This window comes from Clostridium sp. OS1-26, assembly GCF_030915445.1.
GTDB lineage: Bacteria > Bacillota > Clostridia > Clostridiales > Clostridiaceae > Clostridium_AM.
Genome location: NZ_CP133264.1, coordinates 4,544,407 through 4,559,054, shown reverse-complemented (window position 1 = coordinate 4,559,054; position 14,648 = coordinate 4,544,407). Strand labels below are relative to the sequence as shown.

The 14,648-nt window shown below is 31.0% G+C and carries 11 protein-coding genes and 1 pseudogene; 10 read left to right on the top strand and 2 right to left on the bottom strand.

Annotated elements, in window-relative coordinates:
* Positions 1-64 precede the first annotated feature (64 nt).
* From RCG18_RS22590 to RCG18_RS22545, 10 genes and pseudogenes are all read left to right on the top strand, one after another.
* Positions 65-1,168: an IS4 family transposase gene (locus tag RCG18_RS22590; RefSeq protein WP_308038241.1), complete on the top strand. Its 1,104-nt coding sequence runs from the start codon at positions 65-67 to the stop codon at positions 1,166-1,168.
* A gap of 351 nt (positions 1,169-1,519) precedes the next feature.
* Positions 1,520-2,245, top strand: coding sequence for an ABC transporter ATP-binding protein (locus RCG18_RS22585; protein ID WP_308038240.1), 726 nt, complete (start codon positions 1,520-1,522; stop codon positions 2,243-2,245).
* Positions 2,238-3,899 carry a transporter gene (locus RCG18_RS22580; RefSeq protein ID WP_308038239.1) on the top strand — a complete coding sequence of 554 codons (1,662 nt, stop codon included), beginning with the start codon at positions 2,238-2,240 and terminating at the stop codon, positions 3,897-3,899. The genes RCG18_RS22585 and RCG18_RS22580 overlap by 8 nt, the downstream gene beginning before the upstream one ends.
* A 158-nt stretch (positions 3,900-4,057) precedes the next feature.
* On the top strand, positions 4,058-4,558 hold the full coding sequence (locus RCG18_RS22575) for a hypothetical protein (RefSeq protein ID WP_308038238.1): 501 nt from the start codon (positions 4,058-4,060) through the stop codon (positions 4,556-4,558).
* 354 nt (positions 4,559-4,912) lie between these two features.
* On the top strand, positions 4,913-6,610 hold the full coding sequence (locus tag RCG18_RS22570) for a methyl-accepting chemotaxis protein (protein ID WP_308038237.1): 1,698 nt from the start codon (positions 4,913-4,915) through the stop codon (positions 6,608-6,610).
* Between the two features lie 272 nt (positions 6,611-6,882).
* On the top strand, positions 6,883-7,386 hold the full coding sequence (locus tag RCG18_RS22565) for a GGDEF domain-containing protein (RefSeq protein ID WP_308042089.1): 504 nt from the start codon (positions 6,883-6,885) through the stop codon (positions 7,384-7,386).
* A gap of 346 nt (positions 7,387-7,732) precedes the next feature.
* Positions 7,733-7,942, top strand: coding sequence for a hypothetical protein (locus tag RCG18_RS22560; protein WP_308038236.1), 210 nt, complete (start codon positions 7,733-7,735; stop codon positions 7,940-7,942).
* 470 nt (positions 7,943-8,412) lie between these two features.
* Positions 8,413-8,883: an NAD(P)H-dependent oxidoreductase subunit E gene (locus RCG18_RS22555; RefSeq protein ID WP_308042088.1), complete on the top strand. Its 471-nt coding sequence runs from the start codon at positions 8,413-8,415 to the stop codon at positions 8,881-8,883.
* The gene (locus tag RCG18_RS22550; RefSeq protein ID WP_308038235.1) at positions 8,873-10,744 is read left to right on the top strand and encodes an NADH-quinone oxidoreductase subunit NuoF; all 1,872 of its coding nucleotides are present in this window, start codon (positions 8,873-8,875) and stop codon (positions 10,742-10,744) included. Before RCG18_RS22555 ends, RCG18_RS22550 begins: the two co-directional genes overlap by 11 nt.
* 2 nt (positions 10,745-10,746) lie before the next feature.
* A pseudogene (locus RCG18_RS22545) lies at positions 10,747-12,437 on the top strand ([FeFe] hydrogenase, group A).
* A gap of 241 nt (positions 12,438-12,678) precedes the next feature.
* Here the strand turns inward: RCG18_RS22545 and RCG18_RS22540 are convergent.
* Both RCG18_RS22540 and RCG18_RS22535 read right to left on the bottom strand, forming a co-directional pair.
* Positions 12,679-14,073 (bottom strand): 4Fe-4S binding protein, encoded by a 1,395-nt coding sequence (locus RCG18_RS22540; RefSeq protein WP_308038233.1) that lies wholly within the window; start codon positions 14,071-14,073, stop codon positions 12,679-12,681.
* An 18-nt stretch (positions 14,074-14,091) separates the two neighbouring features.
* Positions 14,092-14,631: a FixH family protein gene (locus RCG18_RS22535; RefSeq protein WP_308038232.1), complete on the bottom strand. Its 540-nt coding sequence runs from the start codon at positions 14,629-14,631 to the stop codon at positions 14,092-14,094.
* Positions 14,632-14,648: the final 17 nt, after the last annotated feature.

Here is a 14,648-nt window from a genome sequence, read left to right as displayed (position 1 = left end):
AAATAGACCTCTTTGTGTTTTAATGGTTTTGACGAGAAACCAAACACAAGGAGGTTTTTATTTTATGCTCAAGAATAATAATAAATTAGTTTTTCATAAATTAATAGCGGAAATTGGAGGGGATTTTGTTACTCGTACTATCGAAAAGTATAATGGTGATTATAGAAGTCAACATTTTGATACAAGATCTCACATAAATTCAATGCTATATCTTAACATAAAGAACTGTAAAAGCTTAAGAGAATTAGAGTCTGAATTGTCATCAAATAGAAAAACAAAAAGCCTTATAAATGTGCCGAGTGTTTCTCAATTTTCCCGAAAAAACACCTCAAGAGACTATAGAATTTTTGAGGATATATTCTATCATCTAGTTAAAAAGGCCAAACGAAGGTTTGGAGCCGTTAGGCTGCTTAAGGATATTGCACCAATTAAAATAATTGATTCAACAGTTATCTTGGTAGCTCTAAAGCTTGCTCCGCATTTACAGATGGATAATGAAAGAGCTGGAATAAAGGTCAGCACCTTGTTTAATGGTAAGTATCCAGAAAAAATAAATATCGTTAAAGGTCAGGTGAATGATAGAAAATGTATTGATGGTCTATTTGAGGATAAGGAATGCATCTATGTATTTGATAGGGGTTATTATGATTATAGATGGTATGATAGACTTACAGAACAAGGAATTAAGTTTGTTACTAGAGGTATAAAGAATGTAATTATTATGGAAGAAAGAATCATTGACTCAAAGCCACTAAAAGATATCTATGATACAGAAGTTGTCCTAGGATCTACTCCCGGAGGGAATTTAACATTTAGTAACTATAGAGAAATAATGACCTTTGATGAAAATGGAGAACCAGTCACATTTGTAACAAATATCTTTGATCTATCTACAGAAGATATAATAAGTATATATAAACACAGGTGGGAAATAGAGCTGTTCTTTAAATGGATTAAGCAGAATCTTAGAATAAAGAAGTATATTGGTTATAATGAAAATGCGATAAAAATACAGTTATTTTCTGCTCTTATTGCCTATATGCTTATATACCTATGCTGTAGTATTAATGTAGCAAAATACTCTATGCTCACGCTAACGCGTATTGTTCGTTCGAATTTGCTCGAAGTTATTGATGATAGCCTAACTAAGTACTTTCGCACAAGCTGACGCTTAAAAAAATTAAATTAGCATTTTGGGGAGGGGGAAGTACTACTCATCTTCAATGTAAAATAGAACCAATTAAAGATTTTTAAAATATAAGAAGCAACTAGTGGAATTTTATCATCCATTAGTTGCTAATGTTTTTTGTCAAGTGATCAGTTATTACCTGAATGCAACAACTGAACGTTTAACGTAAGCTTTTTTATTTAGGCATCTTCAAAAAAATAACTAATCAATAATAAAGTTGCACTTTTGTTATAATTGTTATATATTATATATAACAGAATATAAAATAAGCAATAATTTATTTGGATAAAATAGAATAAGAGATTTTAAAGTAGTATTAGGAGGTAAAATATGATAGAACTAACAAATGTTAATAAAAGCTATAATTCTAAAACTAAAGCAGTAAATAATATTAACTTAGTAATACCTGATGGTGAAATATTTGGCTTTCTTGGTCCTAATGGTGCAGGAAAAACGACAACTATAAAGATGATAACTGGAATTATTAATGCTGATAGTGGAGATATTAGGATTAATGATATCAATATCAAGGAAAATGCCTTAAAGGCTAAAATGCAATTTGGTTTTGTACCAGATAGCCCTGATATGTTTTTGAGATTAAAAGGTATAGAGTATTTAAATTTTATGGCAGATATTTACGAAGTTGATAAAGGTGAAAGAATTGAAAGAATTAAAAATCTTTCAGAACGATTTGAACTTAGTAAGGCTCTAGATGATTATATTCAAAGCTACTCTCATGGCATGAGACAAAAAATAGTTTTAATGGGTGCTCTGATACACAATCCATCTGTATGGATACTAGACGAACCAATGACTGGGTTAGATCCTAAATCATCATATGTATTAAAAGAGATGATGAGAGAACATGCCGATAAGGGAAACTCCGTTTTTTTCTCAACTCATGTTTTAGAAGTAGCAGAAAAGTTATGTGATAGATTTGCCATTATAAATAAAGGTAAAATACTATTTTGTGGTACCTTTAATGAACTGAGGGAGAAATTTAAACAGGACCAATCACTTGAAAATATATTCTTGGAGATGACTGAAAATGAGTAAATATATTATTTTAACTAAGATACTTTTAAAAAATAATATTAATCTAAGCAGTGATAAAAAGAAGAAGGTCAAAACTATTGCACTATGGATTATAATAGCAGCCGCTTTTGCTCCAACGATAGGTATAATTGTAAACTCTATTAGTACTGGGTATAATCTTTTATCAAGAATAAATCAAGAAGGACTAATTTTAGCACTTGGAATCTCCTTTGTAAGTGTATTTGTATTCTTTTTTGGAATCTTCTATTCATTAAATGTATTGTATTTCACAAAGGATATAGAAAATCTTCTTCCTTTGCCACTAAAACCTTCGCAAATATTAGGAGCTAAATTTACGGTAGCATTACTATATGAATACTTAACAGAACTGGTATTGTTTTTGCCTATACTAATTGTATATGGAGTGAAAAGTTCCGCTTCATTTATATATTATGCATATGGTATCATAATATTTTTAATACTGCCACTTGCGCCTTTAGGAATAGTATCGGTTTTAAATATGATAATTATGAGCTTTACAAACCTTGGAAAGCATAAAGATAAGTTAAAAATCATAGGTGGAATTGGAGTTATGTTTATAGCTATTGGCATAAATATATTCATGCAAAAATTTGGAGTATCTTCAAACAATCCTGACCAAATGATTAAAATGATAGCTTCGGGCAATAACTCTTTAGTTCAAGTATCTAATAAGTTATTTCCAGGTTCTAGTATAGCAGCAAAAGCTTTAGTGTTCAGCAGCACTACTCAGGGCTTTTTAAACTTACTTTTATATATTATACTAACCTTAATTGTAGTCTTAGTACTATTAGTTTTAGGTGAAAAACTATATTTTAAGGGAATTGTCGGAATTTCTGAAACATACTCTAAAAGAAAAGAGCTAAATTCAGAACAATTAAGTAAATTTAGTGAAAGACACTCTCCATTGATAGCATTGACTATAAGAGAACTGAAAATTTTATTTAGAACTCCAGTTTATTTTATGAATTGTATAATTATGAATTTTTTATGGCCTGTATTTTTATTGATACCAATGGTAACTCAGCCTCAATTATTTAAAGAGCTAGAAAAGGTTACAGAAATTATAAGAGATCCTAGTATTTCAGCAATTATTGTTGGGATGGCTCTTGCAGTGGGAGTCTTCTTAGGAGCAAGTAACCTAATAACTGCTACAGCTATATCGAGAGAAGGTCAAAATATTTTTATAAGTAAATATATTCCGGTGGACTACACTACACAGTTTGCTGCAAAAATACTATCTGGTATGATTATGGGGGTAGTATCCATTATTATTATGCTTTTAATGGCTATTGTACTAATCAAAGCTCCATTATATCTAGTAGTAATGTCACTGATTGTGTCTATTCCTGGACTCTTATTTTCTTCTATGGCTGGGCTACTAATTGATTTAAATTACCCAAAATTAAATTGGGATAGTGAAGTTAAAGCTGTTAAACAAAATTTCAATGGATTTTTAAGTCTTATAGTTGGCGTACTTGGGGCTGCAATATCAGCAATACCTATTATTAAATTTAGTGAAAAAGCATTTTATATTACAACTATAATGTTTATTTTATTCTTAATAATAGATTTCATACTATATAAAATTATCCTAACAAAGGGTGTAAATTTATTTAAGAATATCGAGGTCTAAGATTATAGTAAAATCTGCGTAACTAAACACTTGCTTAATAAGTTCAGCGTTTAGTTATGCAGATTTTTCAACTTTTGCACAAATTATAATAACATATATTTAATCACTAAGGAAAATATATAGATGTATCAAAAGTTTTGCTTAGGAGGATTTTAAATATGGATGAAAAAAATAAAGAAATATTAAAAGGCTTAAAAGAAGCAAAAACAGACGTTGAAATATCCAGAGAGTTAGATACACTTAGGAGTCAACAGGATTCTATGCAGCACACACTAAGTGAAATAAAATCTAATTTAGGAGTTCTATCTAACAATAATACAGTATCGCAAACTCAATCACAAGGTCAATCACAGGTAACTCAAAATGTATCTACGCAACTTTCAAATCAAATGCAAAGCTTTAGAAACCAAGCTCAGCAACAACAGCAACAATCACAGCAACAATTACAAGGTTCTATACAACAAGCAATGAATGCATTATCTGAAGCTAATCAACAAATTCAAGCAAATACTGCTCTTAACCAAATGACTCAATTAATAGATGGTGCTCAAAATCAATTAAAGCAAATGACACAACAAAATCAACAAGGGCAACAAGGCCAACAGGGACAACAAAATCAGCAAGGAAAAGGAAAAAATCAAAACAATCAATATTCTTAGCTTGAAATGTTATTTATTTAGTATACCTAAAGTCCTTGATACAAAATTAGCATACAAAGATAAAGTATAATTATAGCTTTACTATATATTAAGTTCATTCATTAACTAGCACTTGCTATTTGATGAATGGACTTTTATTTGTTGGGCGGATCTATTTTTAGAGCAAAGATAGATATCAGATAAGTTCTTAATAATTTTTAAATTACATAATAATAAAATATTTAATTTTGGAAAAAGCATATAAATTTTAGGGACAACCCGACGAAAATTAATTAAAATAAAAATAATAAGGAGGAAATTTGTAGAATTAAATTACCATAAATCATTTCTAAATTTACTCTAGGAGGAATCAAAATGAAAATATCCAAATTTTTGAAATTATCTGCGGCAATTTTTTTAATTTTATCAGTTTTATTAGGAAGCAGTGTTTACTACTTAAATGTCTGCTTTAAAAAGGAGCGTGAAGCTGTATCAAGACAGGAGGAATCTAAACAATTAGGAATTGATTTAGTAAATGCATCAGATTATTTAACAAATGAGGCAAGAAGATATGTTCAATTTGGCGAAAAGATACACTATGATAATTATTGGAAAGAGGTTAATGAAACTAAAACTCGTGATAAAGTTGTTCAAAGATTAAAGGAATTAAATACTCCAAATGATGAATTGGAACTAATAGAAAAGGCAAAGAAGAACTCAGACGCCTTAATCGCAACAGAAGATGCTGCTATGAAAGCAGTAGCTGCTGGTGACTTTCAAAAAGCAAGGGTACTAATGTTTGATAATAATTATGATTCTAACAAAAAAATTATTACAGATCCTATAAATGAATTCCAAAAGCAAATGAATACTAGACTACAAAATGAAACTGAGTTAGCTAAAAAAACACTAAATATTGCTATGATTTTTACTAATATTTTAATCATAATTCTTACTACCTTTATACTAGTTGTGTTTATTATAATGTCAAAAAAGATTTTTGGACTATCAAAGGTTTCTGACAAACTTGAAGAACTTGCTAATAATGAAGGTGATTTAACATTAAGATTAAATATAGATAGCAAAGATGAAATAGGGCAAATAGCAGGTGCATATAATAAAATGGTGGGGAATTTACAAATTCTAATTAAAGAAGTAACAAATACAACAGATAAAGTTGTTAGTTCCTCACAACACTTAATGTATACTAGTGAGGAGATCTCCATTAAAATTAAAAACATATTTGAGTCTGCAGAACAGGTGGCAAGAGCTTCAGAGGATTTAAGCGCTACTATAGAAGAGATCAATGCATCTTCTCAAGAAATTGAATTCAATACAAACAATCTAACTGACAAGGCAAATGATGGCACCAAATCTGCTGTGGAAATTCAAGAGAGAGCAATTTCTGTAAAAAACAAAGGAGAAAGTGCCATTATAGCTGCAAATAATGTAAATGATGATAATTTATCAGATATTGAGCAAGCTATTGAGGCTGGAAAAGTTGTTACTGAGATTAGAGACATGTCACAAGCTATTGCCAATATTGCATCCCAAACAAATTTATTGTCATTGAATGCTGCAATAGAAGCTGCAAGGGCTGGAGAACAGGGAAAAGGCTTTGCTGTTGTTGCAGATGAGGTGAGAAAGCTCGCAGAACAATCCTCTAACACAGCGTCGAAAATACAAGAAGTGGTAAGCGGAGTAGAGGATGCCTTCTCAAATCTTTCAAATAGTGCTGAAAAAGTATTAGCATTTATAAATAATCAAGTAAAATCAGATTATGAGCTCTTGGTAGAAACAGGCATACAGTATGAAAAAGATTCTGCCTTCGTAAATAATGTAACAGAAGAAATATCAAGCTCTTCAAAAGTTGTACTTGCAGCCATAGAAGAAGTAAGTAATGCTATCCAAAATGTTTCTGCAACAGCTGAAGAATCAGCAGCAAATTCTGATGAAATATTAAATAATATAAATGAAACTGCAGTAGGTATAGATAAAGTGGCTGAGGCTTCCAAGGATCAGGTAGAGCTAGTAAAAAATTTAAGTAATATGGTTAAAAAGTTCAAAGTATAGGATTTTTTAAAGCATTTATAATATAATTAGCATACCCCCCAATAATTAACACAGCCTACGTATGTATTACTGGAGGTGTTACTAATGAATAAACTTTTTATTAAGTTTTTTCCCATCATAGCGTCAGTATTCATACTATTTTTACATATAATGGGATATATAGCTGCATTATGCTTACCAAATTATTTAATGTTGCTAATATGGTTATCATCAGGATGTATTGATATTATCTTTATACTTAAGCTTGGAAAAATAACACATTCTTTTCATAAATCTATGTATATAGATACTTTAACTCAATTAAACAACAGAGAATTTTTTTATGCGAGTATATCCGATTCAATGGAAAATCTGCAAAAAAGCAGTCATATATTTCTCTGCTAATAATCGATTTAGATAACTTTAAAAATATCAATGATACATATGGTCATATTGCAGGGGATGAAATTTTAAAACAGCTTTCAAATATTTTAAAACATAATATTCGAGATACCGATATAGCCACTAGATGGGGTGGCGATGAATTTGTTATAACTCTTCCTGGAGTTAGTACGAAAGATGCATTGAATATTGCAGATAGGATTAGAAGGGCTATACATAGTCATGATTTTTTTTATAATAATATCCTTTTTAAAGTTACTGCTAGTATAGGAATTACTTCAGTTGAAAATAAAATGGATATAAATGCATTTATAGATTTAGCTGATAAAGCGTTATATAAGGCAAAGACTAATAAAAATTCTATAGCATTTTTAGATGCCTGTGTTGATTTATAATGTAGATAAAAAGAAGCGTACTTGATAATTAACATTTAATACAAGACAATAATTGAGTCAACAGTGTGGAATCGTGATAAAGATGATGTAAAAATTAAAATGAATTTTCTGTAAGAAAAAAGCTATCAGGTTATACCCGATAGCTTTTTTGAGTATATCTGAATTAGTTCACGAAAAATATATTTTTTAGTTTCGTTTTGATAAATCAGTTGAATTAATTCCATTTTGAAATAAAATTTTGTATCATTTTAATACTCAACTGCAATAAGTATTAATTTTTCAAGATTATTCGTTTGGCATGATAATTGCTGTATATAATTAAATCGTGAGAATGGAGGAGATATTAATGAAAGTTTCAATAATAAAATTTGAAGGGAAATATGCTATTTGTAGAAAAAAGGACTTGAACATAATTAATATAAAAAGAAATAATATCCCTATGATTTCAGAAGAAAGAGATATTTTAAATGTAAAAGATACTGCTGTCATAGCAAATATTAACGAGTGTAAAAAGAAGGATCTATTTGAAAATCATTTAATGTTAAATATTTGGTAATAGAATATAAACTGGATAATTATCTTCTTTTACTAATTAACTTATAAGCAATCCAAATATATTATTTTATAATATATTTATGCAAAAAAATAATTTAAAACTTGCAAATTGTTTAGATATTTCAAAGTTTTATTTCTAAATAAACAAAATGTTGTTTTTATATAATTAAGAAATATTAAAATTTAAATTCATATTTGTTAAAAAAATAGCAAATAAATTAACGATTATGAAAAACTATAGAAATTTACAAATTAATAAAGCATAGATAGTTTGAGGCTTGCATACATCTGACATATCAATTTACAAATTATAGTATTATGTTTGATTTATATTAGTATTATAATTTAATAAAACTAATATTTGACATGTTATTAATCTGATGTTAAGATAATTATGTGAATAATTTAACTATAATATTCAACTATTAAGACGTTAAAGGAGAGGTTAATTTGTGTAATTGCAATTTTGAAATGGAAGTTGTTGATAAGATAATTAATACTTATGATAGAAAAAAATCCTCTATTATTGCAGTTTTGCAAGAAATACAGAAAGAGTTTAGATATTTACCTGAGGAAGTTTTACTCTATGTATCAGAAGCTATGGATATAAGTCCAGCTAAAGTTTATAGTGTGGCAACATTTTATGAAAACTTTTCTATGGAACCTAAAGGTAAGTATTTAATAAAGATATGCGATGGGACAGCTTGTCATGTTAAAAAATCTATACCAATACTTAATGCTTTGAGAAAAGAATTAGGTTTGAATGACAAGAAACATACAACAGATGACTTAATGTTCACAGTGGAAACTGTTTCTTGCCTTGGAGCCTGTGGACTAGCCCCTGCTATAACAATAAATGATACTGTCCATGGGAAAATGACTCCTGAATCAGCTTTAGAATTATTAAAAAATCTTAAGGAGGAGACTAAAAATGAAAATTAAAAATTATGATGAATTTATAGATTTCTCCAATAAGTGCAAAGAAAAAGTAAATAGTATAAAATATAAAATACTTGTATGCGCTGGTACAGGTTGTGTAGCAAGTGGATCGATAGAAATATATGAAAGGTTAAAAGAATTACTAAAAGTTAGAAATTTAAATATAGAAGTAGAATTGGATAAGGAAGAAAAAGGCGTATCTGTTCATAAGAGTGGATGTCACGGATTTTGTGAAATGGGACCACTTGTAAGAATAGAGCCTTATCAATATCTTTATATAAAGGTAAAGCTTGAAGATTGTGAAGAAATAATTGAAAAAACAATTATTAATGAAGAGCCAGTAGAAAGACTTATGTATAGCAAAGATGAAAAGGTATACAAAAAGCAAGAAGAAATACCTTTTTATAAGAAGCAAACAAGAGTAGTACTTGAAAATTGTGGACATATAGATGCTGAATCAATAATCAGTTACATAGGAAGAGATGGCTACCTAGCTATGGGCAAATGCATACAGGGAATGAAGCAAGAAGAAATATGCAACATAATATCAGAATCTAACTTAAGAGGTCGTGGAGGCGGAGGATATCCAACGGGTAGAAAATGGACTCAAGTTTTATCACAGAATACTGATATGAAATATGTGGTTTGTAATGGTGATGAAGGAGATCCAGGAGCATTTATGGACAGAAGTATTATGGAAGGTGATCCTCATAGAGTAATTGAAGGAATGGTTATAGCAGGGATTGCCACAGGAGCTAAAGAAGGATATATATATGTGAGAGCAGAATATCCTTTAGCAGTAAAGCGGCTAAAAAATGCAATAAATTTAGCTAGAGAATATGGAATGCTTGGAAAGAACATATTAAATACGGGTTTTGATTTTGATATATATGTAAATCAAGGGGCAGGAGCTTTCGTATGTGGAGAAGGAAGTGCTTTAACAGCCTCCATTGAGGGCGAAAGAGGGATGCCAAGGGTAAAACCTCCAAGAACGGTAGAACAAGGCCTTTGGGGAAAACCTACTGTACTTAATAATGTAGAAACTTATGCAAATGTACCACAAATAATTTTAAAAGGTAGCGAATGGTTTAAATCCATAGGACCAGAAAAAAGCCCAGGAACAAAAGCTTTTGCATTAACAGGCAATGTTGAGAATACGGGACTTATAGAGGTTCCAATGGGCTCAACTTTAAGAGAAATTATATTTGAAACTGGTGGAGGAATAAAAGGCGGTAAAAAATTTAAAGCTGTTCAAATTGGAGGTCCATCAGGTGGATGCATGACAGAAGAACATTTAGATGTACCACTAGATTTTGATTCTCTTAAAAAATTTGGTGCCATGATCGGATCAGGTGGGTTAGTAGTTATGGACGAAGATACCTGCATGGTTGAAGTAGCTAGATTTTTCATGAACTTTACTCAGAATGAATCCTGCGGAAAGTGTGTACCTTGTAGAGAGGGTACTAAACGAATGCTTCAAATATTAGAGAAAATAGTTCAGGGAAAAGGTACTTTAGAAGATCTTGAAATTCTTGTTGAATTAGGAGAAACCATAACAGAAACAGCTTTATGTGGTCTTGGAAAAACAGCGGCAAGTCCTGTACTAAGTACACTAAAATATTTTAAAGATGAATATTTGGCGCATGTGGTTGACAAAAAATGTCCTACAGGAAATTGTAAAGCTTTAGCAATTATAAATATAGATAAAGAATTATGCAAAGGATGTACTAAGTGCTCCAAAACATGCCCGGTTAAAGCTATAGAAGGAGTTGTAAAACAACCATTTACTATAAATCAAAATAAGTGCATAAAATGTGGTGCGTGTATAGAATCATGTCCATTCCATGCTATTAAGGAGGCGTAGTTATGCAAGAGTTTATGATTATAGATGGACAAAAAGTAGAACTAAAAGGAGAGAAAAACATACTTGAAGTAATAAGAAAAGCAGGAATTGATTTGCCGACTTTTTGCTATCATTCAGAATTAAGTATTTATGGTGCTTGCAGAATGTGTATAGTAGAAGATAAGTGGGGAGGAGTAATAACTTCTTGTTCTACACCACCTAAAGCAGGTATGGAAATATACACAAATACTCCTAAGTTACAAAGACACAGAAAAATGATAATTGAGTTGATATTGGCAGACCATGATAGAGATTGTACTGTATGTGAAAAAAATGGTAAATGCAAACTTCAAGAACTAGCAATTAAATTAGGAATTAAGAAAGTAAGATTTAATGAAACAAGCGAAGTTTTTCCATTAGATGAAAGTAGTAAATCTATAATTAGAAACCCTAACAAATGCATTAATTGCGGTGACTGTGTAAGAATGTGTGAAGAAGTCCAAGGAGTAGGTATACTAGCATTTGCTCATAGAGGATCAAAAATAAAGGTGACAACTGCTTTCGATAAACCTCTTGCAGAGGTTGATTGTGTAAATTGTGGACAATGTGCATCAGTTTGTCCTACTGGAGCTTTAATCATAAAGGATGAAACTAGTGATGTCTGGAAAGCTATATTTGATAAAAATAAAAGAGTTGTAGCACAGATTGCGCCAGCGGTTAGAATCGCATTGGGAGAAGAATTCGGACTTAATCCAGGGGAAATTGTTACAGGGAAAATTGCTGCAGCACTTAGAAAGCTTGGCTTTGATGAAGTTTATGATACTGCCTTTAGTGCAGACTTGACTGTTATAGAAGAAAGTAAAGAGTTTATGGAAAGATTGTCAAAGGGGAGAACTTACCTCTATTCACATCTTGCTGTCCTGCTTGGGTAAAGCATGTAGAAGATAGATATCCTGAATTAAGAAAAAATGTATCAAGTTGTCTTTCTCCGCAACAAATGTTTGGTTCTGTAGTAAAAGAATATTATGGTGGGTTGAAGGAGGATACTAGAGAAACTATAATTGTTTCAGTGATGCCTTGTACGGCTAAAAAGTTTGAAGCGAATAGAGAAGAGTTTAAGATAAATGGTAAGCCAACAGTTGACATAGTAATTACTACTCAAGAGTTAGCTTCAATGATAAAAGAAGCAGGAATAGTATTTAATGAAATTGAACGTGAATCTATGGATATGCCTTTTGGATTTGCTAGTGGTTCAGGTATAATTTTTGGAGTAACAGGCGGAGTTGCAGAAGCCGTACTTAGACATTCTTTAAAAGAAAATAAGTCTAAAAGCTTGAAAGAGCTTACTTTTGTTGGAGTTAGAGGAATGGATGGTATAAAGGAAGCCACTGTAGAGATCGATGGCCAAAATGTGAATATTGCAGTAGTGCATGGTTTAAAAAACGCACAAGATTTAATAAAGAAAATAAAAAATGGAGAAAAAACTTATCATTTTGTTGAAGTAATGGCCTGTCCAGGAGGGTGCATAGGAGGCGGTGGTCAGCCTAATCACTGCTCATCAGCACTAAAAAAATTAAGAAGTAGTGGCTTATATAATGTAGATAGTATTACACATATAAAGCGTTCAGAAGAAAATCCTATGATTAAATCTTTATATGATGGAATTTTAAAAGATAACACTAAAATTCTTCATAATACATTAGCACATGATTAGACCTAAAATAGTGAAGGTTTTAATTACTGATAAGTTAGATTGAGATAAACACAATTAGGGCATAGCGAAGAAAGCTATGCCCATTGCTGTTTAGAAGCCAATATTTTTTAATTTCAATTACAACCCCGCAAATTGGTACGCTATAAGCAATATTGAATTTTTCTATGAATTGAGGTAATAACATCATAACTTTGCTCATTAAATTATGACAATTATACCATATACGACAATCTAAATATACTTACATACGCATTGCCATTGGGAGCATGAATAGTATTATGTTTATAATAGCTAATACTAGAATTAACACTCCATATACTATAGAAGATCCTTGAGACTTACTATTCTTGCCTCCATAATTGCTTTTAGAAATTCTGTATGCAGTATATATTGAACCAATAGCACCAAGGACAATTAAAGCATACTGAAGAACTTGTATTGTGACAGTATCTAAAATAGCAGTGGAACCATGCATTTCCTGCCCAAATAGTGCCATGAAAGTAAACAGTATTGATTTACCCTCTGCTAGCAAGTGAAATAGGTTATGAGCTATATGAGCAGCCATGTCTAATGGGATGATGGCATATCCAAATTTAGCAAAGTTTTGTTTAACAGAATCTCCATTAAATTTTTTAGCAATCAATCCTGTTAATGATAACATTGCTATAGGAATCAACATTGCTATAATAAATGTTATAGTAAAGGTTACGTAGTAGCTATCAGTACCAGTAGTTTTTTCAAGCCAATTTAAAATAGGCTCCCATATACTAAGCATAGTGATATTTTGTACAAATACGATACCCATAATAACAACAGCAAGAAATGATTCTTCCAGTTTAGGTTTACGAATAAACCATAATTCTCTAGTAGGTACACGTCTTGATATTCTAATAGAATTATTTGGACAACTCTTTACGCAATTTCCGCAGAAGTTACACTCTGCATTAGTATCCATAATTCTTGGAAACTCAAACATAGGACAACCTGCTACTTTATCATTTCCTTTATAACAAGCAGCAACATTACATTTAGCACACTTTTCAGGAGTAGCTCTAAGTTCCATCATACCTGATCTAGAATAGTTAGCAGATAACCCGCCTAAAAAGCAGACATATCTACACCAGGTTCTACGTTCAAATATAGCCCCAGAAGCGATTACACCAAGGGTAATTAGCAATAGTAGATTACCAGAGCCTCTTGGTGATTCAACAACACCAAAAATATGATCACTCCATGTGATTAAAAGAAATATTGCATCAATAATCCAAATCCCATATTTTTTTAGAAACTTAGGTACAGGGCGGTTATTACCAACAAATTTTTGAACTAAGTCATTAAGTGTTCCAAAAGGACAAATAGTACACCAGAATCTACCTAATAATAACATTATAATTGGCAGAAGAGGCCACCATAATACCCATGTAGCAGCAGTACCAAAGTTATCATGGGCACTAGTAGAACCAAATAGGAGTTCATAAACTATAAATGCAAATATTATTGCTACTGGCCATTGAAAAACGCCAGGATACCATTTGCTTTTCATAAGGCTTGAAAACTTTTTGTTATCTAAGAGATTTATATCATTTGACGAGGATGTTTTCTCTTCATCGATTAAAGATGTCTTTTTTTCTGTCATAAAACATTACCTCACTTTCTATGCTTTTGCAATTTTCTTATTCTTTTTCTTTGTTACTCCAGCAGTTACTATAATTAAAGTAGTTACTACCAAAAAACCACCTACAACAAACCAGTTAGGTCCAGAACTTATTACATCTACATCAAAATCAACCATCTTTTGTGCATTATCTACTGTAAAGTCTGTTTTAACTTTCCAGTGACCTTTATTACTAAACTTTATCTTTCCAACATATTCGCCTTCTTCATGACCTTTTTCAAATTGAATAACTTCGGGTTTAGATTCGCCCATATTCATGTCACCCATATCATTCTTAGCCATTTCTGCGGACACTTTGACATCAGCTTTATCTATTGGTTTGTCTTTCTCATCGGCTAGTTTTAAGGTTAACTCATTTTCACCTGTTTTAGCCTTGTCACCACTTAAAATAAGAGTTGCTTTAACTCCATCAACTCGTTGTTCTATCTTTTTTCCACTGCCATCAGCTAATACTGATGTAGATAAAGTTAAAACTAATGCTGAGATAATTGTTAAGTTTTTTAGTAATCTTCTTTTCATTTTTATATCCTTCCTTT